This is a genomic window from Shinella yambaruensis, assembly GCF_050859155.1.
GTDB classification, from domain to species: domain Bacteria; phylum Pseudomonadota; class Alphaproteobacteria; order Rhizobiales; family Rhizobiaceae; genus Shinella; species Shinella yambaruensis.
In genome coordinates this window covers 1,403,461-1,425,723 of record NZ_CP150638.1, presented here as the reverse complement: position 1 = coordinate 1,425,723, position 22,263 = coordinate 1,403,461, and the positions used below count along the sequence as shown (strand labels likewise).

Genomic DNA, 22,263 nt, shown 5'->3' with positions numbered 1-22,263 from the left:
GCCTTACTCCGCTGCTTCGAGCACGGCGCCATGCGCCATGGCGTTGGCCGTGTACTGGTCGATGCGTGCCTCGATTTCCGGGCGGAAATTGCGGATGAGGCCCTGGATCGGCCAGGCCGCCGCATCGCCGAGGGCGCAGATCGTGTGGCCTTCGATCTGCTTCGTCACGTCGAACAGCATGTCGATTTCGCGCTTCTGCGCATTGCCCCGCACCATGCGCTCCATGACGCGCATCATCCAGCCCGTGCCTTCGCGGCACGGCGTGCACTGGCCGCAGCTCTCGTGCTTGAAGAAGGCCGAGATGCGCCAGATCGCCTTGATGATGTCGGTCGAGCGATCCATGATGATCATGCCGCCGGTGCCGAAGGAGGATTTCACCTCGCGCAGGCCGTCGAAGTCGAGCGTGACGTTCATCATGTCCTCGGCCTTGACGACCGGGCAGGATGCGCCGCCGGGGATGACGGCAAGCAGGTTGTCCCAGCCGCCGCGGATGCCGCCGCCGTGCTTTTCGACCATTTCCTTGAAGGAGATGCCCATGGCCTCCTCGACCGTGCAGGGACGGTTGACGTGGCCGGACATCATGAACAGCTTGGTGCCGACATTGTTCGGGCGGCCGAACGAGGAGAACCAGCTCGCGCCGCGGCGCAGGATGGTCGGTGTCACGGCGATCGATTCGACGTTGTTGACCGTCGTCGGGCAGCCATAGAGGCCCATATTCGCCGGGAACGGCGGCTTCAGGCGCGGCTGGCCCTTCTTGCCTTCCAGGCTTTCGAGCAGCGCGGTCTCTTCGCCGCAGATATAGGCGCCGGCGCCGTGGTGGACATAGATGTCGATATCGTAGCCGAGCTTGTTGTTCTTGCCGAGAAGGCCGGCGTCGTAGCACTCGTCGATCGCCGCCTGCAGCGCCTCGCGCTCGCGGATGAACTCGCCGCGCACATAGATATAGGCGGCGTTCGCGCCCATGGCGAAGGAGGCGACGACGCAGCCTTCGATCAGCGTGTGCGGATCGTGGCGCAGGATATCGCGGTCCTTGCAGGTGCCGGGTTCGGATTCGTCGGCGTTGACGACGAGATAGTGCGGACGGCCGTCGGATTCCTTCGGCATGAAGGACCATTTGAGGCCTGTCGGGAAGCCGGCGCCGCCGCGGCCGCGCAGGCCCGAGGCCTTGACCTCGTTGACGATCCAGTCACGGCCCTTTTCGAGCAGCTGCTTGGTGCCGTCCCAATGGCCGCGGGCCATGGCGCCCTTCAGCGACTTGTCCTTGGTGCCGTAGATGTTGGTGAAGATGCGATCCTGGTCCTTAAGCATGATTCACCCCTTTACCGCGGCTTCTTGCCGAAGACGCGGATGTATTCCGCTTCGCCGCCCTTGGCGAGCGCCTTGGCCTGCTTGACCCAGTCGTCGCGCTCGATGCGGCCCTTGAAATTCAGATAGGAATCGACCCATTCGCGCTCCGCCTTCTTCCAGGCCGCGACCTGCGCGAAGGTGAAGATGCCGAGCTCGTGCAAGATGCCCTCGATCTTCGGGCCGACGCCGGAGATGAGCTTCAGGTCGTCGGGCGTTTGCGGGCGGGCGATGCCGGCCGGACGGTTCTTGTCTTCCAGCGACGGCTTGCCGGTGGCTGCCGCGATCGGCTGCTTGGCGGCGTCATCGCCGCCTTCGGCGCGCGTGTCACCGGTCACCTTGGTGTTGGCGGCCGCTTCGGCCTTGGCGGTCGCCGGCGTCTTCAGCTTGGGATCAGTCTCGACGGCATCCGTCTTCGGCTTTGCGGCATTCGACGGGGGAACGCTGACGCTCTCCTCCTCGGTCTTCCGGGCACGGGCCGGCGCCTTCTTCGCGGCCGCTTCCGGCTCGTTGAGGCTGGTGAGGCCGCCGACCGGGGCGGAGAAGATGCGGTCGACCTGCGGGCCGGGCGTGATGTCGGCGCCCTTGCCGGCATCGAAACGGTCGATGATGTGCTCGAGCTGCGTCGCCGTCAGGTCCTCATAGCTGTCCTTGAAGATCATGATCATCGGCGCGTTGACGCAGGCGCCCTGACACTCGACCTCTTCCCAGGAGAGCGTGCCCGTATCGTTGAGATGGAAGGGCTCGGGATGGATGCGCTTCTTGCAGACATTGATCAGGTCTTCCGCGCCGCGCAGCATGCAGGGCGTCGTGCCGCAGACCTGGACATGGGCGCGCGTACCGACCGGCAGCAGCTGGAACTGGGTGTAGAAGGTCGCGACCTCGAGCACGCGGATATAGGCCATGCCGAGCATGTCGGCGACGGATTCGATCGCCGCCTTGGTGACCCAGCCGTCCTGCTCCTGCGCCCGCATCAGAAGCGGGATGACCGCCGACTGCTGGCGGCCCTTCGGATACTTGTTGATCGTTGCCTTGGCCCAGGCCGCGTTCTCCTTGGTGAAGGCGAAGCTGGCGGGCTGGACATTGTCATCGGCTAGTCGACGAACGGACATTCTGTAACGCCTTGTCTCAATTGATCTGCCGGCACTGCGTTTGCGTCGTGTTGACGAATTCGCAGGCGTAGGCCGACGTGTCTTTCTGCATGAATACGACGTAGCGGCTGCCATTCGGCGCCGCCGCCTTGATCTCGTAGCCCTGGCTCGCCAGTGCACCCATGGTCGTGCCGGACGCACCGATCTGCACCTCCTGCTGCGCGTTGGCGGCAGCGGCGGTCCCCAAGAGGATCAGCGTGGCAAGGGCAACGTTCGGCATCAGCGATCGACCTCGCCGAACACGATGTCGAGCGAGCCGAGGATCGCCGAGACATCGGCGAGCTGGTGGCCGCGACAGATGAAGTCCATCGCCTGCAGGTGGGCGTAACCCGGGGCGCGGATCTTGCAGCGGTACGGCTTGTTGGTGCCGTCGGCGACGACATAGACGCCGAACTCCCCCTTCGGCGCCTCGACGGCCGCGTACACCTCGCCGGCCGGCACATGGTAGCCTTCGGTGTAGAGCTTGAAATGGTGGATGAGCGCTTCCATCGAGCGCTTCATCTGGCCGCGCTTCGGCGGCACCATCTTGCCGTCGATCGAGGAGACCGGGCCGACCTTGGCATCGCCGAGCAGGCGGTCGACGCACTGGCGCATGATCTTCGCCGCTTCGCGCATCTCGATCATGCGGATCACGTAACGGTCGTAGCAGTCGCCGTTCTTGCCGATCGGGATGTCGAAGTCGAGGTCGGAATAGCACTCGTAGGGCTGCGAGCGGCGCAGGTCCCAGGCCGCGCCCGAGCCGCGCACCATCACGCCCGAAAAGCCCCAGGCCCAGCAGTCCTCCAGCTTCACGACGCCGATATCGACGTTGCGCTGCTTGAAGATGCGGTTGCCGGTCAGAAGTTCGTCGATGTCGTCGACGGTCTTCAGGAACGGGTCGATCCACTTGCCGATGTCTTCCACCAGCTCGTGCGGCAGGTCCTGGTGCACGCCGCCCGGGCGGATATAGGCCGAGTGCATGCGCGCGCCGCAGGCCCGCTCATAGAACACCATCAGCTTCTCGCGCTCCTCGAAGCCCCAGAGCGGCGGCGTCAGCGCGCCGACGTCCATGGCCTGGGTCGTGACGTTGAGGAGGTGCGAGAGGATGCGGCCGATTTCCGAATAGAGCACGCGGATCAGCTGGCCGCGGATCGGCACTTCCGTGCCCGTCAGCTTTTCGACGGCAAGCGCGAAGGCGTGCTCCTGGTTCATCGGCGCCACGTAGTCGAGGCGGTCGAAATAGGGCACGGCCTGGAGATAGGTCTTCGTCTCGATCAGCTTTTCGGTGCCGCGGTGTAGGAGGCCGATATGCGGATCCACACGCTCGACGATCTCGCCATCGAGTTCGAGCACGAGACGGAGAACCCCGTGCGCCGCAGGGTGCTGCGGGCCGAAGTTGATATTGAAATTGCGAACGTTATGCTCGTTCATGGGCGCGCTCCGCGCTGGGAGGGGTTAGCCAATAGGCAGTAGGCAGTAGGGGTTACTTCACTCTGCGCGTTCATTTCGTCCATCCTGCAAACTGCGGATTAGCGATCTCAGCATTCTTCCGATTTCGTCACTCGATTTTAACAACCCATCCACCTGATCCGGTGAGACGATGCCGACCCGTGACGAAAGTATCAAATGCGTCTCCAATTCCTTCAGGGACCCTTGCCCGATCTTGAGGTGCTGGACGTAGTGTCCTGTCGCATCCCGACCGTGGCCTTCAGCTATGTTGGCTGCCACCGACGCTGCCGAACGGCGTATCTGCGAGACAAGGCCATAGACTTCGTCGCGCGGGAACCGCCGCGTCAGGTCGTAGCATTCGACAGCCAAATCCATGGCGCGCTGCCAGACCTTCAGATCCTGATAGGAATTAATCGCCGTCCGCTCGCTCCTTCCTACTGCCTATTGGCTACTGCCTAGTTCCTGATTACTGCTTCGCCTTCTCATCCCCCGGCAGCACGTAATCCGTGCCTTCCCAGGGAGAGAGGAAGTCGAAGTTGCGGAATTCCTGCTTCAGTTCGACGGGTTCGTACACGACGCGCTTCACCTCGTCGTCATAACGCACCTCCACGAAGCCGGTCGTCGGGAAATCCTTGCGCAGCGGGTGCCCCTCGAAGCCGTAGTCGGTGAGGATGCGGCGCAGGTCCGGATGGCCGGTGAAGAGGATGCCGTACATGTCGTAGGCTTCGCGCTCGAACCAGTCGGCGCCCGGATAGACCGCACAGGCGGAGGGAACGGGCTGGTCCTCGCCGGTCGCGACCTTGACGCGGATGCGCACGTTCTGGCGCGGCGACAGCAGGTGGTAGACCACGTCGAAACGCTCGGCGCGGGCGGGCCAGTCCACGCCGCAGATATCGACGAGGTTGACGAAGCCGCACTGCACGTCGTCGCGCAGGAAGGTCAGAAGCTCGACGACGCGGGCGCCGTCCGTCTTCAGGGTGAGTTCGCCATAGGCGATATCGGCGGAGGCGACGAGATTGCCGGCCGCTTCGCCGATATGGGAGGAAAGCTCCTGGAGGGCTTCGCTCATATCTTAAAGTCCCCTGCCCTTAACGCTCGATCGTACCGGTCCGGCGGATCTTCTTCTGCAGCAGGAGCACACCGTAGAGGAGCGCTTCCGCCGTGGGAGGACAGCCTGGTACATAGATGTCGACCGGCACCACGCGGTCACAGCCGCGCACCACCGAATAGGAATAGTGATAGTAGCCGCCGCCGTTTGCGCAGGAGCCCATCGAGATGACGTAGCGCGGCTCGGGCATCTGGTCGTAGACCTTGCGGAGCGCAGGCGCCATCTTGTTGGTCAGCGTGCCGGCGACGATCATGACGTCGGACTGGCGCGGCGAGGCGCGCGGCGCGAAGCCGAAGCGCTCGACGTCGTAACGCGGCATGGAGAGCTGCATCATCTCCACCGCGCAGCAGGCGAGACCGAAGGTCATCCACATCAGCGAGCCGGTGCGCGCCCAGGTGATGAGCTCATCCGTCGAGGTAACGAGAAAGCCCTTGTCGGCGAGTTCGTTGTTGATCTCGCCGAAGAAGGCGTCGTTGCTGCCGACGGGCTTGCCGGTGTTGGGATCGATGATCCCCCTGGCCTGCGGCGCGACGAGCGTCGTGTTGGTGTGGGCTACTCCCATTCGAGCGCTCCCTTCTTCCATTCGTAGATAAAGCCGATGGTCAGCACGCCGAGGAAGACCATCATCGACCAGAAGCCGAACCAGCCCATGTCGCCGAAGGAGACGGCCCAGGGGAAGAGGAAGGCGACTTCGAGGTCGAAGATGATGAAGAGGATCGACACCAGGTAGAAGCGGATATCGAATTTCATGCGCGCATCGTCAAACGCATTGAAGCCGCACTCGTAAGCGGAGAGCTTTTCCGAATCGGGGGCCTTGTATGCGACGGCAAACGGCGCGACCAGCAGCGCAAGGCCGATCACGAGCGCGATACCGATGAAGATGGCGATCGGGATATAGGAACCGAGAAGTTCAGTCATTGGCGTCCATCCTGCCTGCTCGTGGCGCCGGAGAGACGCCTGTTGGTCGTGAGAACCTGCAAGCCGAGAAAGTATGTTGCAACGCCCCGTCGTTAGCGCAGTGAGCGCCCCCGCGCAAGGCTTTGTCCGGCTTTCGCCCCATTCATTGTGTTGTTTTCCGAACAGCCGCGAAACCCCGGGCGCAAAGCCATTTAAATCGTTACGATTTCATGACTGATGCAATGCGGGACGTTTCGCCGCAGTTGCGAAGAAAACGACCTCGCCACCGTCTCCGGCCCACGGGTCGGGCGCACGATCGCGCCGCCCGGCGGCACCGATCCGCCGCTGCCCCGCATTCTGCGGCCCGACACGAAACCGACCGCGACCGATAGCCACGAGCAATCATAACGTGCCGCATCAGGAAACAACCGCAATAGGCTGGAGAGAAAGAAGAATGGCGCGAGTGACGGGGCTCGAACCCGCGACCTCCGGCGTGACAGGCCGGCACTCTAACCGACTGAGCTACACCCGCGCATCTTGTGGCCTTTCGGCCCCGGCACATTTCGTCCGGCCTTTCGAGTGGCGCGAGTGACGGGGCTCGAACCCGCGACCTCCGGCGTGACAGGCCGGCACTCTAACCGACTGAGCTACACCCGCATCCTCGAAAGCGACCGGATGGCAAAACATCCGTCCCGAGCGGCCTCAGCCGTTCGATGAGCGGCTAACTAAGGGGTTCGCCCCTGGGTGTCAAGCAGGTTTCACGACAAAAGAATGACGCGTCCGAAAATGTTTCCACAGCCTCACGCATCGTCATGGCCGCATTCAAAAAAATGCAAAAACTTTGCGATTGCCTCTTGCGGTTTGATCCGGTTCCGCATAGATCACGGCCACCAACGCGGCGGGCGATTAGCTCAGTTGGTAGAGCGCCTCGTTTACACCGAGGATGTCGGGAGTTCGAGTCTCTCATCGCCCACCATTTTCCCCAAAAGTTCAAGTTTTCCAGCGATTTCAGCGCTTTTCGTGCGGGGAGCCGTCTTTCCCGGGCTTTCGCGCACGGCCTGTGCGCTCATTCTTGCAAGCCGCGCCTTCCCGTCAAGAGATCGCGGAGAATTGTCCTGCGGCACGTCAGATTCGGTTTGCAATCAGAGCCCGAGCCACTAGTTGACTTGAGAAAGAGCGGATTTGCGCCGATCTGCCGGCAAATCGGGCAGGACACCGCGCCATCCCGCGGATGGATTCGGGATTTTAGGCATATGAGGTGTTTTGCTTGAGCGGCAAGGTTGCGGCGGGGCAGCGTTTTGGCAACGAAACCGACGAGCGCCCGGCGGCATCCCGGGCGTTTTTGCGCCGGCTTCGGCTGTGGACGGGCCTGACCCTTTTTCTCTACGCGACGATGCACCTCCTCAACCAGGCCTTCGGCATCCGCTCCATCGAGGCGATGGAAATGGCGAGCCGGGTGCTTTTCCAGCCGTGGCAGAGCCTGCCGGGACGGGTGCTGCTTTACGGCGGGCTCGCCGTTCACGCGGCGCTCGGGCTGCGCGCGCTCTATCGGCGGCGGCACCTGCGGCTGCCCGCGGTCGATGCCGTGCAACTGGCCTTCGGCCTCGCCATCCCGGCCGTGCTCTTCGCCCATGCCGGGGCGATCGCCTATCTGAAGGGCGTCTACGGCGCGCGAATCGATTTCGACAAGACCGTCTACGCGCTCTGGGTCGCCAGCCCCGAGGTCGGCCTGCCCCGCCAGTTCCTGCTGATCATCGTCGTGTGGATCCACGGCTGCATAGGCGTGCGCGCCTGGCTGCGCGGCAGATCCTGGTATCCGCGGTCCGTGCCCATCCTGATGTCGCTCGCCACCCTGCTGCCAGTGCTGGCGGTGCTCGGCTTCATCAATGCGGGCCTCGACATGCGCGACATTGCCGCCCAGGGCGCGGAAGCCATGCGACCCGGCCTGCATGACCTGCCGGGTTCGCCCGCCGCGGCCGCAGCCGCCGAGGCCAATGCCGTCGCAAACCGCTTCACCATGGGCTATCTCGCCCTGCTTGCCGGCATCTTCATCCTGCGCATGGCGCGCGACTGGCACGCCGCGCGGTTCGATTCGGTCCGGATCACCTATCCCGGCGGCCGCGTCGTTTCCGTTCCCGTCGGTTTCAGCGTGCTGGAGGCGAGCCGCTGGTCGGCCATTCCGCATGCCTCCGTCTGCGGCGGCCGAGGCCGGTGCTCGACCTGTCGCGTCGAGATTACCGCCGGCGGCGAAACGCTGCCGGCCCCGGCGGGCGACGAGCAGCGCCTCCTGCGGCGCATCGGGGCACCGCCATCGGTGCGGCTCGCCTGCCAGATCCGGCCGGAACGCGACATCGCCGTCGTGCCGCTCGTGCATTCCGCTACCGCGGCCCAGCTGCCGAAGGGCCGGTTCGTGCCGGTGACGGCCGCCCGCCGGGAGGCGGAGGTGGCGGCGCTCTTCGTCGACCTGCGCCAATCCACGCGCCTTGCCGACGATCGCCTGCCCTACGACACCTTCTTCATCGTCGAACGCTACATCAAGGCCGTCTCCTCCGCGGTGCGGGCGAGCGGCGGCCATGTCACGAACATTGCCGGCGACGGCGTCATGAGCGTCTTCGGCACCGACGGGCCGACACATGACGCCGCGCGCGATGCCTTTCGCGCGGCGCTGCGGCTGTGGGAGGGGATCGACGCCCTGAACGAGGAGCTGCGGCAGGAACTGAACGAGCCGCTGCGCATCGGGATCGGCCTGCATGTCGGGGTTGCGGTCGTCGGCACGGAGTGGACGGGCGGCCTCGAAGGCATGCCCTTCCTCGGCGATACCGGCAATGTCGCCGCGCGGCTGGAGGCCCAGACCAAGCAGCTGGGCGCGACGCTGATCGCCTCGAAGGAGGCGGTCCTGATGGCGGCGGGCGAATCGCACGCCTTCACCTTCGCCCCCGTGATGCTGGCCGGGAAGCAGGAACCGATAGAGGTCCTGTGCTTTCGCGACAGCGGGGCGCTTCGCCAGCTCGTCGGCGCCGCCGTTTCCGGGTGACGCCTCGCCGGGTCTGCCCCGGTTATCACCGCCATATCCCCGCCGTCCTTCCTCCGGCCGCGTTCCGTGCGGATTGCCAGACCGCTTGACAGTTGCCGCCAAAAATAAGAACATAAAGGGAACAAATGGAGGTGCCGATGCAAAGCGATGCCATCGAACGGGCCTTGGCCGAGGTTGCTGCCTGCCGGGCCCTGCGCGAAAAGCAGCAGGCTCACCGGGCGGAATTCCAGCGCAAGCTGGAGGCGGTCGCCAAGCCCCTCTATGTGCTGAAGTCCAAGACTCAGCTGGAGCTGCGGCTGCAATGATGCGCGTTTCAAGACGACAGGGCGGCATCGTGCGCGAGGAAGCCGCCGAAATCCTCGCCCTTCACAATGGCGATGCCCTGGAAGCGCTGCGCACGCTGATTGCCGAACGGGATGCCGTAGAGGAGCAGCTTGCCGTCGCAACGCTCGTCATGCGCCGGCAATACGAGGCCGAAGGGCGGCCGTGATCAGAGCAATTCCAGCAAAAGTGCGAAGCGGTTTTGCGGCAAAACAAAAGGTTGGAGTGTTTTCTCTGTTCGGAGAAAAGCGGAGATGCTCTGGCGAGGCCCCGGCCAGCAAAGCGGCACGACCCGGCACTCACGCGGGATCGCCGTGCAGGAGCCGGCCTACAGGATGAAATCCGTCGCCTTCAGGCTGAGGCTGGTGTCGAGCAGGATGGAGAAGTCGGCCTTTCCGTCGCCATTGACATCCGCATGGATGATCGTGTCGCCGTTCTTCTTCTCGTAGCGCAGTTCACCCGCCTTTTTGTGGAAGGAATCGGTGCCGATGAACGTGAAAGCCTGGTCGCCGGCGGACTTCGTGTTCGCGTCCATCGCCTTGAGATCGATCTTGTCCTTCTGGGCGCGGCTGAAATCCGCGATCGTGTCGCGGCCGGACGTCGAAGCGGTCGAATCCCGGACCGAGGCGAAGACGAAGACATCGGCGCCGGAGCCGCCATGGAGACTGTCGGCACCGGTGCCGCCGCTGATCCGGTCGTTGCCCGCCTCCCCCATCAGCTTGTCCTTGCCGGCGCTGCCGCTGATCGTGTCGTTGCCGGTGCCGCCCAGCACATAGTCGGCGCCGGCGCCGGCATAGATCCGGTCATTGCCGCCATTGCCGAAGATCAGGTTGTCGCCGGACGTGCCCTTCAACATGTCGGCGCCGGCCTCGCCGAAGAAGTCGCCGGGGCTCCATTTTCCCTCGCCGTAGATCTTCTTCAGGATGGCATAGGCCTTCGGGTCGTATTTCGCGAGCTCGGTGCGGGTGTTGATCTCGTTGTGGATGCCGTCCGCGCCCTCCCGCTCGGGATTGTCGTTGAAATAGGCCTGGCTCAGCTCTGCGAAATATTCGTCGAGCGTGTCGTCCGCATAGGTGTTCTTCCAAAGACCGGTGCGCTTGGCATTTTCATAGGCGGCGGAGAAAGACTCCATCAGCCCCTTGTCGACCGTCGATACGCCGAGATTGTCGATGGCGTGCGCCCATTCGTGCAGCGCGATGCTCTCGCTGCCGCCATAGGGGTCGGTCGGGTAGTTGAGCAGGTTCTCCTCGCCGGACGACGAGGTCGGCCGCCCCGGCACGGCCCCCAGCCCCCGATAGATATCCCAGGACGCACCGAGGTCGGAATAATCCGGCAGTTCGGTGATCTTGGTGCCTTCCGGGATGATGGCGAAGCGGCCGCCGGCATCGACGATCGCGGACACGTATTTTCCAGCCCCGGCGATGGAATTGAAGATGATCTCCGCAGCCCGGTAGACCGCCTCGTCGGGAATGGCGTCGTTGGCGAGGATATAGATCCCCTTCCACTCGAACGCCTTGGTATGAAAGCCTCGTGCATAGTCCGACGGTGGCTTCTTCAGCATCGCCCTCTCCCCCAGGTTCCCGGCCCCGGCAAGCGTAGGCTAATATGCCGCGCGCTAAAAGGCGGCCCCGCGCCGTATTTGCGGCGAAGTCCGCCGCCGCCGTGGAATTTTCCGGGATGAGCGGCCCCGCGCCGCCGGCGGCAAGCCTAGCGCGTCGCGAGCAGTGCGACATAGGCGACGACCGTCAGCAGCAGGCCGCGGAAGGCGAAGCCGACGAAGCGGTACTTGTCGCGGGCGATCGAGGCCATGGCGTCGGCATTCTGCATGTACTGTTCGAAGAGGTAGCCGACGTCACGCTCGTGCGCCGCCGTGCGGAACCCCTCGCGGTGATGCGGCCAGGCGCCCCAGAACAGCGAGGTCGCCTTGTCGACCCGGCGCGGCAGCACGACGAGGATGGCCGAGACGATGGAGAAGATCAGCGCGAAGGCGAGCAGGCCGGAAAAGGCGATCGCCATCGGATTGCCCTCCGCATAGCGCGCCCAGGTGAAGACGGCGCGGCTCTCGGTAGAGGTGACCAGCAGCGCGAGCATGAAGGTGAAGATATAGGCGGCCTTCTGGTCGGAGATCTTCACCTGGTCGTAGAAGACGTCGTTGATGCGGCGGATATGGTCGAAATGCTCCAGCGCGATGCCCTGCGTGCCATCGAGGGCCCGCCCGAGAATGGTCTGCCGCGTTTCCAAAGCCGTCATGTCGCTTCCGTCCCTCCTGCGCCCGCCTCGTGATAGCCGAGTGCCTTCGGAAAGCAACGGCCTGCCCTCGGCACCGCTTGACTTTTTCGGGGGGATGTCGAGTTCTGGTTGCATGCAGAACCTCATCCCGCCGCCCGGCCCGCCGACCTTTCCTGCCCTGCGGCGCGCCGCCCGGAGCGGTGCATGAGCACAGCGCCGCGCCTTCCCCACCGCTGGTCGCGCCGCACCCACCGGCTTGCCGTGCTCGCCCTTGCCGTCGTCGTGCTCGTCTCGGCCCTCATGCAGCTTCCGGCCTGGTCGCTCGCGGACCTGCGCGCCTTCGACTATCTTTCCACCGTCGACGATCCGCGCCCGCCGGTCGATGGCCCGGTGGTCGTCGCGATCGACGAGCCGTCGCTCGCGGAAATCAATGCGCAATGGCCCTGGCCGCGCGAACTGCATGGCCGGCTGGTCGAAAGCCTGCGCAAGGCCGGCGCCACGGCGATCGGCCTCGACATCATCTTCGCCGAACCCTCCAACCCGGCCTCCGATGCCGCCTTTGCCGCGACGCTCGGGCCGGATGTCGTTCTGGCCGGCGACGAGAGCGTCATCGTCACGCCGCAGGCCGAGCAGCTTCTGCGCACGACGCCGCTGCCGGCGTTCACCGCGGCGGGCGCGGTGACGGGCATCGCCTCGATCACGCTCGGCGGCGACGGCGTCTTTCGCGACCTGCCGCGCTATGAGGACGGCTTTGCGCGCGCCCTCGCCCGCATCGCGGGCAAGCCCGCGGTCTCGCCCGAGGGCAAGCTGCTGCAATCCTTCGGCCCCGCGCGCAGCTATCCGACGGTCTCCTATTACCAGGCGCTCGATCCGGAGAACATGCTGCCGAAGGATACGTTCAAGGGCCGCGTGGTGATCGTCGGCCTCAGCCTGCAGAATGCGCCCGTCATCAATTCCGGCGGCGCGGACGCCTTCGCCACGCCCTATACGGTCCATACCGGCCGGCTGGTGGCGGGAGCGGAAATCCAGGCGACGATCCTCGACAATCTCACCGCCGGCGCCGCGATCACCCGGGCCGGCACGCCGCTCGCCATCGCCGCCGTCGCCCTCGCCGCCCTGGTTTCGGCGGCGATCGTGCGCCGCGCGACGCGCTGGCAGACGGCCGTGCTCGGCATCCTTGCAAGCGCCATGCTCGCCCTTCTCAGCTTCGCGCTGATCCGCGAGGCCAGGCTCTTCGTCTCACCCATCGGCCCCACCATCGCGCTTCTCCTGGTCGCCGCCGGCCAGACGGCGCTCGACTATGCGGAGGAGCGGCGCCGGCGCCGCGAGATCGTGCGCGCCTTCTCGCAATACCTCTCGCCCGCCCTCGTCGAGCGCCTCGCGCGCGATCCTTCGCAACTGAAGCTCGGCGGCGAGCGGCGCACGCTCTCCATCCTGTTTTGCGACGTGCGCGGCTTCACCACCATCGCCGAGACGATGAAGGACGACCCGGAGCAGCTGACGACGCTGATCAACCGGCTGTTGACGCCGCTCTCCGATATCGTGCTCAAGCACGGCGGCACGATCGACAAATATATCGGCGACTGCGTGATGGCCTTCTGGAACGCACCGCTCGACGACGAGGACCATGCCCGCCATGCGGTGGCCGCCGCGCTCGACATGCTCGACGTGATGGCGACGCTGAATGCAAAGCTCCAGGCGGAGGCGGCGGCCAGCGGCGGCACCCATCATGCGCTGCGCATCGGCATCGGCATCAACACCGGCGAATGCGTGGTCGGCAACATGGGATCCTCGCGGCGCTTCGACTATTCGGTGCTCGGCGATGCGGTGAACCTTGCCTCGCGCCTTGAAGGCGCCTCCAAGGCCTATGGCGTGCCGCTGCTCATCGGCGAAAGCACGGCGCAGCTGACGGCGACGGATTTCGCCGTGCTCGAACTTGACCGCATCACGGTCAAGGGCCGCACCGGCGCGGCCCCGGTCTTCACCGCCGTCCGCAGCCTGCCGGAAGAGGCGAAGGCGCTGCACGCCCGGTTCGTCGAGGCCAAGTATGCCGGACGCCTCGCCGCCGATGACAGGGCCTTCGATGCGCTGGTCGAGATCGCTCCGGCGCTGGCCCCCTATTACGCGACCGTCCGGTCCGGACATGCGGCCGGCGGCATGTAGGCCCTACGCGCCCTGCTTGGGATGCGAGGGGGCGAACTCGGCGACGAGCTCGTGTTTTTCACCGGGATAGGTCAGCCGTACATGGGTGACGTAGAGGCCGCCGCTCCAGGTGCGGCGCTCGACGACGAGGCAGGGCGTTCCGGGCGCGATCGCCAGGAGCCCGGCGGCCCGGGCATCGGCACCGACGGCACGGATGCGGTGTTCGGCGGCACTCCAGGGCACGCGGCTGATCAGCCAGGCGCCGGGCGCGGTTTCGTCGAAGCTCTCGTCGACGGCTTCCGGCACGGCTTCCAGGTTGATCAGGCGGTCCTCCAGGCAGAACGGCTGGGCACCGGCAAAATGCAGGGCGGAAATCTCGGTCAGCCGGGCCGATTCGGAAAGCGCCATCAGCCGCCGGTCGCCAGCCTTCGCAACGCGGTTTACCCGCGTGCGCCGCTCGTAGCGATACGGCAGGCCGAGCGATTCGACCTCCAGGCGGATGTCGTGGATTTCGAGCACCGCCGACTGGGCGTGCGGGTGGGTGACATAGCTGCCGGACTTGCGCCGGCGCTCGATCAGGCCGCGCTTGACCAGCTCGGTGATCGCCTTGTTCACCGTCATGCGCGAGCACTGGTACTGCTCGGTCAGTTCGTGCTCGAAGGGAATGCGGTGGCCCGGCGGCCATTCGCCCGAAAGGATCCTGCCCTCCACATCCTCCAGGATGCGGCGGTGCAGCGACGGCTCCTTGGCCTCGGCCTGCCTGTTGTCCCCGAGAGTGGAAATGGTCGCCTCCGCGCTTGCCGGGCGCAGATTCGCCCGGTCCGGAAAAGTCATAAGAAAGGCGGGGCCGCCTTTCAATACGTCCTCAGGCCTCGGCCAATGCCCGCATGGTGGCCGTGAAGCGCCGGCCGATCGCCTCGCGCGCCACATGGCGGCCGCCCTCGACCTGCCGGCGGCCATTCACCCAGACGCAATCGACCTTAGCGCCATTGGCGAAGATCCAGCCGTCGAGCAACGCATCGCCGGCAAGGTCGAGGCCATGGCGGGCCTTCAGGCTGACGAAATCGGCGGGGCTGCCGGCCGAAAGGCCCGATTCGACGCCGAGCGCCGCCGCGCCGCCAAGAAGCGCGCCGTCGAAGAGCGCCCGGCCCGTCGAGCCCCCGGGGGCGGCGAGCACGTTGCGGGCGCGGTGGGCGAGACGCTGCGAATATTCGAGCTGGCGCAGCTCGTCCGGCAGGCCGATCAGCACGTTGGAATCCGAGCCGACGCCGAAACGGCCGCCATGGGCAAGGAAATCCGGCGCCGGGAAGGTTCCGTCGCCGAGATTGGCCTCCGTCACCGGGCAGAGGCCGGCGATCGCGCCGGCCCTCGCCATGCCGCGCGTCTCCGCCTCCGTCATGTGCGTCGCGTGGATGAAGCACCAGCGGCCATCGACCGCCTGGTTGTCGAGCAGCCATTCCACCGGACGGCGGCCGGACCAGGCGATGCTGTCCTCCACTTCCTTGACCTGCTCGGAGATATGGATGTGGACCGGCGCGTCGCCCGCCATCGCCACGACGTCGGAAAGCTCCTCCGGGGTGACGGCGCGCAGGCTGTGCGGGGCGACGCCGGTGATGCCGGCGGGCAGCGCATCGGTCAGCGCGCGGCAGCGCTCCAGCAATGCGGCATAGGACTGCCGGTCGTTGATGAAGCGGCGCTGGCCCTCGCCCGGCGCGGTGCCGCCGAAGCCAGCATGGGCGTAGAAGACGGGCAGCAGCGTCAGCGCGATGCCGGTCTTGGACGCCGCGGCGGCGATGCGCGCGGCCATCTCGGCGATATCGGCATAGTGCCCGCCGTCCTTGTCGTGGTGCAGGTAGTGGAACTCGCCGACGCGGGTGAAGCCCGCCTCCAGCATCTCGACATAGAGCTGGCCGGCAACGGCCTCCACATCGTTGGGCGTCATGGACAGCGCGAAGCGGTACATGACATTGCGCCAGCTCCAGAACGAGTCGCTCCCCGGCCCGCGGGTTTCCGCCAGCCCCGCCATGCCGCGCTGGAAGGCGTGGCTGTGCAGGTTGGGCATGCCGGCGACGACGGTGTCGTGGCGCTCGTCGCCAGGCACCGGCGCGGCGCCGGTTTCGAGCGTCGCGATGCGGCTGTCCGCGATGTCTATACGCACATCCTTCGCCCAGCCGCCCGTAAGCAGCGCCTGCCTTGCATGAATGACGGCCATTGCCCGTTCCTTCTCCCGATGGTGCATCCTGGCGCCGCGCCGGCAAATTGGCTCTTGCGCCTCTCGCAATTATGTATATACATTATCCCCATCACAGGGAAGAGGCAATCACCATGACGACACCGGAAAAGGACAGTCCCCGAGTCTGGCGCAATGCCCGGCTTGCGACGCTCAAGGAGAGCCTGCCGGACCTCGGCATTGTCGAGAACGGCGCGATCGCCGTCCGCGACGGCCGCATCGCCTTTGCCGGGCCCGAAGCCGATCTTCCCGCCGAATTATCCGCCGCTGAGACCATCGACTGCGAAGGCCGCTGGATCACGCCGGGCCTCATCGACTGCCATACCCATCTCGTCCATGCCGGTGACCGCGCCCATGAATTCGAGCTGCGCCTTGACGGCGCCTCCTATGAGGAGATCGCGCGGGCCGGCGGCGGCATCGTCTCCTCCGTCAAGGCGCTGCGCGCCGCGAGCGAGGACGAGCTGGTGCGCCAGACCCTGCCCCGCCTCGACGCGCTGATCGCCGAGGGCGTGACGACGGTCGAACTGAAATCTGGCTACGGCCTCGACACCGAGAACGAGGTGAAATCCCTGCGCGCCGCGCGGCGCATCGCGGAGATGCGCGACGTCACCGTGCGCACCACCTTCCTCGGCGCCCATGCGCTGCCGCCGGAAATGAACGGCGACAAGGCGGCCTATATCGACAAGGTCATCCGTGAGATGCTGCCGGCCGTCGCGGCCGAGGGGCTTGCCGATGCCGTCGACGGTTTCTGCGAGGGCATCGCCTTCTCGCCGGAGGAGATGGCGAAGGTTTTCGATGCCGCCAAGGCGCACGGCCTGCCGGTGAAGCTGCATGCCGACCAGCTTTCCAACCTGCACGGCGCGGAAATGGCTGCCCGCTCCGGCGCGCTGTCGGCCGACCACCTCGAATATACCGACGATGCGGGCGCGGCGGCCATGGCCAGGGCCGGCACCGTCGCCGTCATCCTGCCGGGCGCCTTCTACTTCATCCGCGAGACAAAGAAGCCGCCGGTCGATCTCTTCCGCAAGCACGGCGTCAGGATGGCCGTCGCGACGGATGCCAATCCCGGCACCTCGCCGCTCACCTCGCTGCTCCTCACCATGAACATGGCCGCGACCCTCTTCGGCATGACCGTTACAGAATGCATTGCCGGCACGACGCGCGAGGCCGCCCGTGCCCTCGGCCTCGTCGACGAGGTGGGAACGCTCGAAGCCGGAAAATGGGCCGATTTCGTCCTCTGGGACATCGGCCGGCCGGCGGAACTGGTCTACCGCATGGGCTTCAACCCCATGCATGCCCGTATCCGCAGCGGACACTGATCCATCCAGTAAGCAGCACAGCGCTGCATCGGGGAATGCACCATGACGATCATGCTCCATCCGGGCTCCGTGCCCCTCAAGACCCTTGAAACCATCTACTGGACCGGCGAGGCCGCCAAGCTCGACGCCTCCTTCGACGCCGGAATCGAGAAGGCCGCCGCGCGCATCGCGCAAATCGCCGGCGGCGACGAGCCGGTCTACGGCATCAATACCGGCTTCGGCAAACTCGCCTCCATCAAGATCGCGCCAGCGGACGTCGCGACGCTCCAGCGCAACCTGATCCTGTCGCATTGCTGCGGCGTCGGCAAACCGCTTGCCGAAAACATCGTGCGCCTCATCATGGCGCTGAAGCTGATCTCGCTCGGGCGCGGCGCGTCCGGCGTGCGCATCGAGGTCGTGCGCCTCATCGAGGCGATGCAGGCCAGGGGCGTCATCCCGGTCATCCCGGAACAGGGCTCCGTCGGCGCCTCCGGCGACCTCGCCCCCCTCGCCCACATGACGGCGGTGATGATCGGCGAAGGCGAGGCCTTTCACGCCGGCGAGCGCCTTTCCGGCGGCAAGGCGCTGGAAAAGGCGGGCCTGAAGCCCGTCGTCCTCGCCGCCAAGGAGGGCCTTGCCCTCATCAACGGCACGCAGGTCTCGACCGCCCTGGCGCTCGCCGGCCTCTTCCGCGCCCATCGCGCCGCCCAGGCCGCCCTCGTCACAGGGGCGCTTTCCACCGACGCCGCCATGGGTTCCTCCGCGCCGTTCCATCCGGATATCCACACGCTGCGCGGCCACAAGGGCCAGATCGACGCCGCTTCCGCGCTGCGCGCGCTGCTTGCCGGCTCCGTCATCCGCGAAAGCCACATCACCGGCGACGAGCGCGTGCAGGATCCCTATTGCATCCGCTGCCAGCCGCAGGTCGACGGCGCCTGCCTCGATCTGCTGCGTGCCGCCGCCCGGACGCTCGAAATCGAAGCCAATGCCGTCACCGACAACCCGCTGGTCCTGTCCGACGACAGCGTCGTCTCGGGCGGCAACTTCCATGCCGAGCCCGTCGCCTTCGCCGCCGACCAGATCGCCATCGCGGCCTGCGAGATCGGCGCCATCGCCCAGCGCCGCATCGCGCTCCTGGTCGATCCCGCCCTCTCCTTCGGCCTGCCGGCCTTCCTCGCCAGGAAGCCGGGCCTCAATTCCGGCCTGATGATCGCGGAGGTCACCTCGGCCGCGCTGATGAGCGAGAACAAGCAGATGGCGCATCCGGCCTCGGTCGATTCGACGCCGACCTCCGCCAACCAGGAAGACCACGTCTCCATGGCCTGCCACGGCGCCCGCCGCCTCCTGCGCATGACGGAGAACCTCTCCGCCATCATCGGCATCGAGGCGCTGACGGCCGCTCAAGGCATCGAGTTCCGCGCCCCGCTCGTCACCAGCCCGGAGCTGCAGAAGGTCGTCGCCGCGCTGCGCACGGTCGTCGCGACGCTGGAAGAGGATCGCTACATGGCGCATGACCTTGCCGCCGCCAGCACCTTCGTCTCCTCCGGCGCGCTCGCCGCCTCCGTCACCAAGGGCATCCTGCCGGTTCTGGAGGCTTGAGGATGAGTATTTTCGCGAACATACCCCCCTCTGCCCTGCCGGGTATCTCCCCCTCAAGGACAGGGCAATCGCCCATGGAGTTCGACGTTGCCGTTCTCCCCTTCTCCCCCGCGGGGAGAAGGGGGCCCGAAGGGTCGGATGAGGGGGTGGCTCTGACGGGTCGTCTGCGCCTTCGCCACCCCCCTCATCCGCCTGCCGGCACCTTCTCCCCGCGGGGGAGAAGGGGATGGGGCAACGGTTTCCCGCCATATGCGATAACCATGCTCCTCGTGGGCGAGATACCCGGCCGGGCAAAGGGGGGTGAGCGCCACCCGGAGGCCGTCCAATGAGCGCCCTCTTCGAAACGCACCAGGGCACCTCGCCCGTCATTCTCGCCTTCCCGCATACCGGCACGGATGTGCCGGCCGATATTTGGGAGCGCCTGAATGACAACGGCCGCATCCTCGCGGATACGGACTGGCACATCGAGCGTCTCTATGCCGGTCTGCTGCCGGAGGCGACGACGGTGCGTGCCACGTTCCACCGCTATGTCATCGACGCCAACCGCGATCCGGCCGGCGTCAGCCTCTATCCCGGCCAGAACACGACCGGCCTCGTTCCCGAAACGGATTTCGACGGCAAGCATATCTGGAAGGACGGCGCGGCGCCGACCGAGGCGGACATCGCCTACCGGCTCGCCCATTTCCACGCGCCCTATCACGCGGCCCTTGCCGCCGAGATCGAGCGCGTCAAGGCGATCCACGGCGTAGCGATCCTCTACGATTGCCACTCGATCCGCTCGCTGATCCCCTTCCTCTTCGAAGGCCGGCTGCCGGATTTCAACGTCGGCACCGACATGGGCCGCACCTGCGCCAAGGAGATCGAAACGGCGACGTTCGAGATCTGCGCCCGGGCCGAGGGCTATACCAGCATCCTCAACGGCCGCTTCAAGGGCGGCTGGACGACGCGCCACTACGGCAGGCCGGAGACCGGCGTGCACGCCATCCAGATGGAGCTGGCGCAGGTCAGCCACCTTGCCACGGAAGCCCCGCCCTTCGCCCTCGACGAGGCGAAGGCCGAAAGACTGCGCATTCCCCTCAAAGATATCCTGAACCGTATCGAGGCCCTCGCCTCCACCCTCACACGCTGATCCGGGAGAACCAGCCATGACCGACAATCCCCGCCACAACATCCGCGAAATCCGCGCCGCCACCGGCACCGAGCGCACCGCCAAGAGCTGGCTGACCGAAGCGCCGCTGCGCATGCTGATGAACAACCTCGACCCGGACGTCGCGGAAAACCCGCACGAGCTCGTCGTTTACGGCGGCATCGGCCGTGCCGCCCGCACCTGGGCCGATTTCGACAGGATCGTCGCCTCGCTGCGCGATCTGGAAGACAACGAGACGCTGATCGTGCAGTCCGGCAAGCCGGTCGGCATCTTCCGCACGCATAAGGATGCGCCACGCGTCCTCATCGCCAATTCCAACCTCGTGCCGCACTGGGCCACCTGGGACCATTTCAACGAGCTGGATAAGAAGGGCCTTGCCATGTACGGCCAGATGACGGCCGGCTCGTGGATCTATATCGGTAGCCAAGGCATCGTGCAGGGCACCTACGAGACCTTCGTCGAGGCCGGCCGCCAGCACTATGGCGGCAACCTCAAGGGCAAGTGGGTGCTGACCGGCGGTCTCGGCGGCATGGGCGGTGCCCAGCCGCTCGCCGCCGTCATGGCCGGCGCCTCGTGCCTTGCCGTCGAGTGCAATCCCGATTCGATCGATTTCCGCCTGCGCACCCGCTATATCGACGAGAAGGCCGAGACGCTCGACGAGGCCATGGCGATGATCGACCGCTGGACGAAGGCGGGCGAGGCCAAGTCCGTCGGCCTGCTCGGCAATGCCGCCGAGGTCCTGCCGGAGATGATCCGCCGCGGCATCCGCCCCGGCATGGTCACCGACCAGACCTCCGCCCATGACCCGATCAACGGCTACCTGCCGAAGGGCTGGACCATGGCCGAGTGGAAGGCCAAGCGCGAAAGCGACCCGAAGGCCGTCGAAAAGGCCGCCCGCGCCTCCATGCGCGAGCATGTCGAAGCGATGATCGCCTTCCAGGACATGGGCATCCCGACCTTCGACTACGGCAACAACATCCGCCAGGTCGCCAAGGACGAAGGCCTCGAAAACGCCTTCGCCTTCCCGGGCTTCGTGCCGGCCTATATCCGCCCGCTGTTCTGCAAGGGCATCGGTCCGTTCCGCTGGGCCGCCCTTTCCGGCGATCCGGAGGACATCTACAAGACCGACGCCAAGGTGAAGGAACTGCTGCCCGACAACAAGCACCTGCACAACTGGCTGGACATGGCGAAGGAGCGCATCTCCTTCCAGGGCCTGCCGGCGCGCATCTGCTGGGTCGGCCTCGGCGACCGCCACCGCCTCGGCCTCGCCTTCAACGAGATGGTCAAGAACGGCGAGCTGAAGGCGCCGATCGTCATCGGCCGCGACCATCTGGATTCCGGCTCCGTCGCCTCGCCGAACCGCGAGACGGAAGCGATGAAGGACGGTTCGGATGCGGTGTCCGACTGGCCGCTGCTCAATGCCCTGCTCAACACCGCCTCGGGCGCGACCTGGGTCTCGCTCCATCACGGCGGCGGCGTCGGCATGGGCTTCTCGCAGCATTCGGGCGTCGTCATCTGCTGCGACGGCACGGACGAAGCCGCCGAGCGCGTCGGCCGCGTGCTGTGGAACGACCCGGCGACCGGCGTCATGCGCCACGCCGACGCCGGCTACGACATCGCGCTCGACTGCGCCCGCGAAAAGGGCCTGCGCCTGCCGGGCATCCTCGGCAACTGATGCATATAACCTGAAAGTGCGCAGCGGTTTTGGGAGAACGATATGCACAACAAACCGAGACTTTTGCGCAACAGCGACCATCGCCGCATGCCGTGGAAGAACGGCGGCGGCGAGACGGTCGAGGTGATCGTCCATCCGGAAGGCGCGAGCCTTTCGGATTTCGGCTGGCGCGTCAGCATGGCGCGCGTGGCGGGCGACGGGCCCTTCTCGGTCTTCCCCGGCATCGACCGCACGCTGGCGGTCCTTGCCGGAGACGGCATGGCGCTCTCGATCGAGGGACTTGGCGAGAGACTGCTGACGCCCGCCTCCGCGCCGCTGGCCTTCCCGGCCGATGCGCCGACCACGGCGCGCCTCACGGGAGGGCCGATCACCGACCTCAACGTGATGACCCGACGCGGTGCCTTCCGGCACAGGCTGACGCATCACGTCGCGCGTGACGCACTGGCGCTGCCGGAAGCAATGGGAGAACGTCTGCTGCTGGCGCTGGAACCGCTCGGCGTCTCTACGCCGGAAGGCCTCGTCGGGCTCCAGCCGCTCGATGCGCTCGTGCTCGACGGCGGATCGGCGGCGGAAATCGTGCCGGCCGGCAAACAGGCGGCCTTCTATCTGGTGGAAATCACCCAGGACTGACCGTTTGCGGGGAAGCGATTTCCTTGTCCG

Annotated in this window: 21 protein-coding genes and 3 tRNA genes; 10 read left to right on the top strand and 14 right to left on the bottom strand. The window is 66.1% G+C overall.

Annotated features, from left to right (window positions below; all coding sequences use genetic code 11):
• Positions 1-3: 3 nt before the first annotated feature.
• The 10 genes from nuoF to WMC41_RS06965 form a co-directional block, all read right to left on the bottom strand.
• Positions 4-1,308 (bottom strand): NADH-quinone oxidoreductase subunit NuoF, encoded by a 1,305-nt coding sequence (gene nuoF / locus WMC41_RS07010; RefSeq protein ID WP_064329778.1) that lies wholly within the window; start codon positions 1,306-1,308, stop codon positions 4-6.
• Positions 1,309-1,319: 11 nt separating this feature from the next.
• Entirely contained in the window at positions 1,320-2,456 is a 1,137-nt protein-coding gene (locus WMC41_RS07005; RefSeq protein WP_432347461.1) for an NADH-quinone oxidoreductase subunit E, read from the bottom strand.
• Between the two features lie 16 nt (positions 2,457-2,472).
• A complete protein-coding gene (locus tag WMC41_RS07000; protein WP_064329776.1) occupies positions 2,473-2,715 on the bottom strand; it encodes a hypothetical protein in 243 nt (80 codons plus the stop codon).
• Positions 2,715-3,905, bottom strand: coding sequence for an NADH-quinone oxidoreductase subunit D (locus WMC41_RS06995; RefSeq protein WP_064329775.1), 1,191 nt, complete (start codon positions 3,903-3,905; stop codon positions 2,715-2,717). The genes WMC41_RS07000 and WMC41_RS06995 overlap by 1 nt, the downstream gene beginning before the upstream one ends.
• A 57-nt stretch (positions 3,906-3,962) precedes the next feature.
• Positions 3,963-4,298: a four helix bundle protein gene (locus WMC41_RS06990; protein WP_244765830.1), complete on the bottom strand. Its 336-nt coding sequence runs from the start codon at positions 4,296-4,298 to the stop codon at positions 3,963-3,965.
• Positions 4,299-4,389: 91 nt separating this feature from the next.
• The gene (locus tag WMC41_RS06985; protein WP_064329773.1) at positions 4,390-4,992 is read right to left on the bottom strand and encodes an NADH-quinone oxidoreductase subunit C; all 603 of its coding nucleotides are present in this window, start codon (positions 4,990-4,992) and stop codon (positions 4,390-4,392) included.
• A gap of 19 nt (positions 4,993-5,011) precedes the next feature.
• Positions 5,012-5,593: a NuoB/complex I 20 kDa subunit family protein gene (locus WMC41_RS06980; RefSeq protein WP_244765831.1), complete on the bottom strand. Its 582-nt coding sequence runs from the start codon at positions 5,591-5,593 to the stop codon at positions 5,012-5,014.
• Positions 5,584-5,949: an NADH-quinone oxidoreductase subunit A gene (locus WMC41_RS06975; RefSeq protein ID WP_064329771.1), complete on the bottom strand. Its 366-nt coding sequence runs from the start codon at positions 5,947-5,949 to the stop codon at positions 5,584-5,586. The genes WMC41_RS06980 and WMC41_RS06975 overlap by 10 nt, the downstream gene beginning before the upstream one ends.
• Before the next feature lie 434 nt (positions 5,950-6,383).
• A tRNA-Asp gene (locus WMC41_RS06970) sits at positions 6,384-6,460 on the bottom strand.
• Positions 6,461-6,508: 48 nt separating this feature from the next.
• Positions 6,509-6,585, bottom strand: a tRNA-Asp gene (locus WMC41_RS06965).
• A 243-nt stretch (positions 6,586-6,828) separates the two neighbouring features.
• Between WMC41_RS06965 and WMC41_RS06960 the strand changes: the two genes are divergently transcribed.
• The 4 genes from WMC41_RS06960 to WMC41_RS06945 all read left to right on the top strand — a co-directional run bounded on the left by WMC41_RS06960 (position 6,829) and on the right by WMC41_RS06945 (position 9,452).
• Positions 6,829-6,904 (top strand) — tRNA-Val (locus WMC41_RS06960).
• Between the two features lie 291 nt (positions 6,905-7,195).
• On the top strand, positions 7,196-8,962 hold the full coding sequence (locus WMC41_RS06955; protein WP_432347457.1) for an adenylate/guanylate cyclase domain-containing protein: 1,767 nt from the start codon (positions 7,196-7,198) through the stop codon (positions 8,960-8,962).
• A gap of 137 nt (positions 8,963-9,099) precedes the next feature.
• The gene (locus WMC41_RS06950) at positions 9,100-9,267 is read left to right on the top strand and encodes a hypothetical protein (protein WP_244765833.1); all 168 of its coding nucleotides are present in this window, start codon (positions 9,100-9,102) and stop codon (positions 9,265-9,267) included.
• Complete coding sequence (locus tag WMC41_RS06945) at positions 9,264-9,452, top strand: hypothetical protein (RefSeq protein ID WP_244765834.1); 189 nt, start codon at positions 9,264-9,266, stop codon at positions 9,450-9,452. Before WMC41_RS06950 ends, WMC41_RS06945 begins: the two co-directional genes overlap by 4 nt.
• A 159-nt stretch (positions 9,453-9,611) precedes the next feature.
• On the opposite strand, the gene WMC41_RS06940 is transcribed toward WMC41_RS06945, so the two are convergent.
• Together WMC41_RS06940 and WMC41_RS06935 are read right to left on the bottom strand one after the other, a co-directional pair.
• Positions 9,612-10,844: a M10 family metallopeptidase C-terminal domain-containing protein gene (locus WMC41_RS06940; RefSeq protein ID WP_288083330.1), complete on the bottom strand. Its 1,233-nt coding sequence runs from the start codon at positions 10,842-10,844 to the stop codon at positions 9,612-9,614.
• A 146-nt stretch (positions 10,845-10,990) separates the two neighbouring features.
• Positions 10,991-11,533 (bottom strand): Pycsar system effector family protein, encoded by a 543-nt coding sequence (locus WMC41_RS06935; protein ID WP_272805090.1) that lies wholly within the window; start codon positions 11,531-11,533, stop codon positions 10,991-10,993.
• Between the two features lie 183 nt (positions 11,534-11,716).
• Here WMC41_RS06935 and WMC41_RS06930 point away from each other — a divergent pair, with 183 nt between their 5' ends.
• The gene (locus tag WMC41_RS06930) at positions 11,717-13,675 is read left to right on the top strand and encodes a CHASE2 domain-containing protein (RefSeq protein ID WP_432347454.1); all 1,959 of its coding nucleotides are present in this window, start codon (positions 11,717-11,719) and stop codon (positions 13,673-13,675) included.
• Positions 13,676-13,678: 3 nt separating this feature from the next.
• Here the strand turns inward: WMC41_RS06930 and hutC are convergent, their stop codons facing one another.
• Positions 13,679-14,488 (bottom strand): histidine utilization repressor, encoded by an 810-nt coding sequence (hutC, locus tag WMC41_RS06925; protein ID WP_432347452.1) that lies wholly within the window; start codon positions 14,486-14,488, stop codon positions 13,679-13,681.
• Positions 14,489-14,519: 31 nt separating this feature from the next.
• Positions 14,520-15,866, bottom strand: a complete 1,347-nt coding sequence (locus tag WMC41_RS06920; protein WP_432347450.1) for a formimidoylglutamate deiminase — start codon at positions 15,864-15,866, stop codon at positions 14,520-14,522.
• Positions 15,867-15,979: 113 nt separating this feature from the next.
• Between WMC41_RS06920 and hutI the strand changes: the two genes are divergently transcribed.
• From hutI to WMC41_RS06895, 5 genes are all read left to right on the top strand, one after another.
• A complete protein-coding gene (gene hutI, locus WMC41_RS06915) occupies positions 15,980-17,203 on the top strand; it encodes an imidazolonepropionase (RefSeq protein WP_432347448.1) in 1,224 nt (407 codons plus the stop codon).
• A 42-nt stretch (positions 17,204-17,245) separates the two neighbouring features.
• Positions 17,246-18,781 carry a histidine ammonia-lyase gene (gene hutH, locus WMC41_RS06910; RefSeq protein ID WP_432347446.1) on the top strand — a complete coding sequence of 512 codons (1,536 nt, stop codon included), beginning with the start codon at positions 17,246-17,248 and terminating at the stop codon, positions 18,779-18,781.
• 325 nt (positions 18,782-19,106) lie between these two features.
• On the top strand, positions 19,107-19,910 hold the full coding sequence (gene hutG, locus WMC41_RS06905; protein ID WP_432347444.1) for an N-formylglutamate deformylase: 804 nt from the start codon (positions 19,107-19,109) through the stop codon (positions 19,908-19,910).
• A 16-nt stretch (positions 19,911-19,926) separates the two neighbouring features.
• A complete protein-coding gene (gene hutU, locus WMC41_RS06900; protein WP_432347442.1) occupies positions 19,927-21,603 on the top strand; it encodes a urocanate hydratase in 1,677 nt (558 codons plus the stop codon).
• 42 nt (positions 21,604-21,645) lie between these two features.
• A complete protein-coding gene (locus WMC41_RS06895) occupies positions 21,646-22,233 on the top strand; it encodes a HutD/Ves family protein (RefSeq protein WP_244765843.1) in 588 nt (195 codons plus the stop codon).
• Positions 22,234-22,263: the final 30 nt, after the last annotated feature.

Coding starts and splice junctions, on each gene's coding strand:
- nuoF (WP_064329778.1), bottom strand. CDS start 1,308: ATGCTTAAGGACCAGGATCGCATCTTCACCAACATCTACGGCACCAAG.
- WMC41_RS07005 (WP_432347461.1), bottom strand. CDS start 2,456: ATGTCCGTTCGTCGACTAGCCGATGACAATGTCCAGCCCGCCAGCTTC.
- WMC41_RS07000 (WP_064329776.1), bottom strand. CDS start 2,715: ATGCCGAACGTTGCCCTTGCCACGCTGATCCTCTTGGGGACCGCCGCT.
- WMC41_RS06995 (WP_064329775.1), bottom strand. CDS start 3,905: ATGAACGAGCATAACGTTCGCAATTTCAATATCAACTTCGGCCCGCAG.
- WMC41_RS06990 (WP_244765830.1), bottom strand. CDS start 4,298: ATGGATTTGGCTGTCGAATGCTACGACCTGACGCGGCGGTTCCCGCGC.
- WMC41_RS06985 (WP_064329773.1), bottom strand. CDS start 4,992: ATGAGCGAAGCCCTCCAGGAGCTTTCCTCCCATATCGGCGAAGCGGCC.
- WMC41_RS06980 (WP_244765831.1), bottom strand. CDS start 5,593: ATGGGAGTAGCCCACACCAACACGACGCTCGTCGCGCCGCAGGCCAGG.
- WMC41_RS06975 (WP_064329771.1), bottom strand. CDS start 5,949: ATGACTGAACTTCTCGGTTCCTATATCCCGATCGCCATCTTCATCGGT.
- WMC41_RS06950 (WP_244765833.1), top strand. CDS start 9,100: ATGCAAAGCGATGCCATCGAACGGGCCTTGGCCGAGGTTGCTGCCTGC.
- WMC41_RS06945 (WP_244765834.1), top strand. CDS start 9,264: ATGATGCGCGTTTCAAGACGACAGGGCGGCATCGTGCGCGAGGAAGCC.
- WMC41_RS06940 (WP_288083330.1), bottom strand. CDS start 10,844: ATGCTGAAGAAGCCACCGTCGGACTATGCACGAGGCTTTCATACCAAG.
- WMC41_RS06935 (WP_272805090.1), bottom strand. CDS start 11,533: ATGACGGCTTTGGAAACGCGGCAGACCATTCTCGGGCGGGCCCTCGAT.
- WMC41_RS06930 (WP_432347454.1), top strand. CDS start 11,717: ATGAGCACAGCGCCGCGCCTTCCCCACCGCTGGTCGCGCCGCACCCAC.
- hutC (WP_432347452.1), bottom strand. CDS start 14,488: ATGACTTTTCCGGACCGGGCGAATCTGCGCCCGGCAAGCGCGGAGGCG.
- WMC41_RS06920 (WP_432347450.1), bottom strand. CDS start 15,866: ATGGCCGTCATTCATGCAAGGCAGGCGCTGCTTACGGGCGGCTGGGCG.
- hutI (WP_432347448.1), top strand. CDS start 15,980: ATGACGACACCGGAAAAGGACAGTCCCCGAGTCTGGCGCAATGCCCGG.
- hutH (WP_432347446.1), top strand. CDS start 17,246: ATGACGATCATGCTCCATCCGGGCTCCGTGCCCCTCAAGACCCTTGAA.
- hutG (WP_432347444.1), top strand. CDS start 19,107: ATGAGCGCCCTCTTCGAAACGCACCAGGGCACCTCGCCCGTCATTCTC.
- hutU (WP_432347442.1), top strand. CDS start 19,927: ATGACCGACAATCCCCGCCACAACATCCGCGAAATCCGCGCCGCCACC.
- WMC41_RS06895 (WP_244765843.1), top strand. CDS start 21,646: ATGCACAACAAACCGAGACTTTTGCGCAACAGCGACCATCGCCGCATG.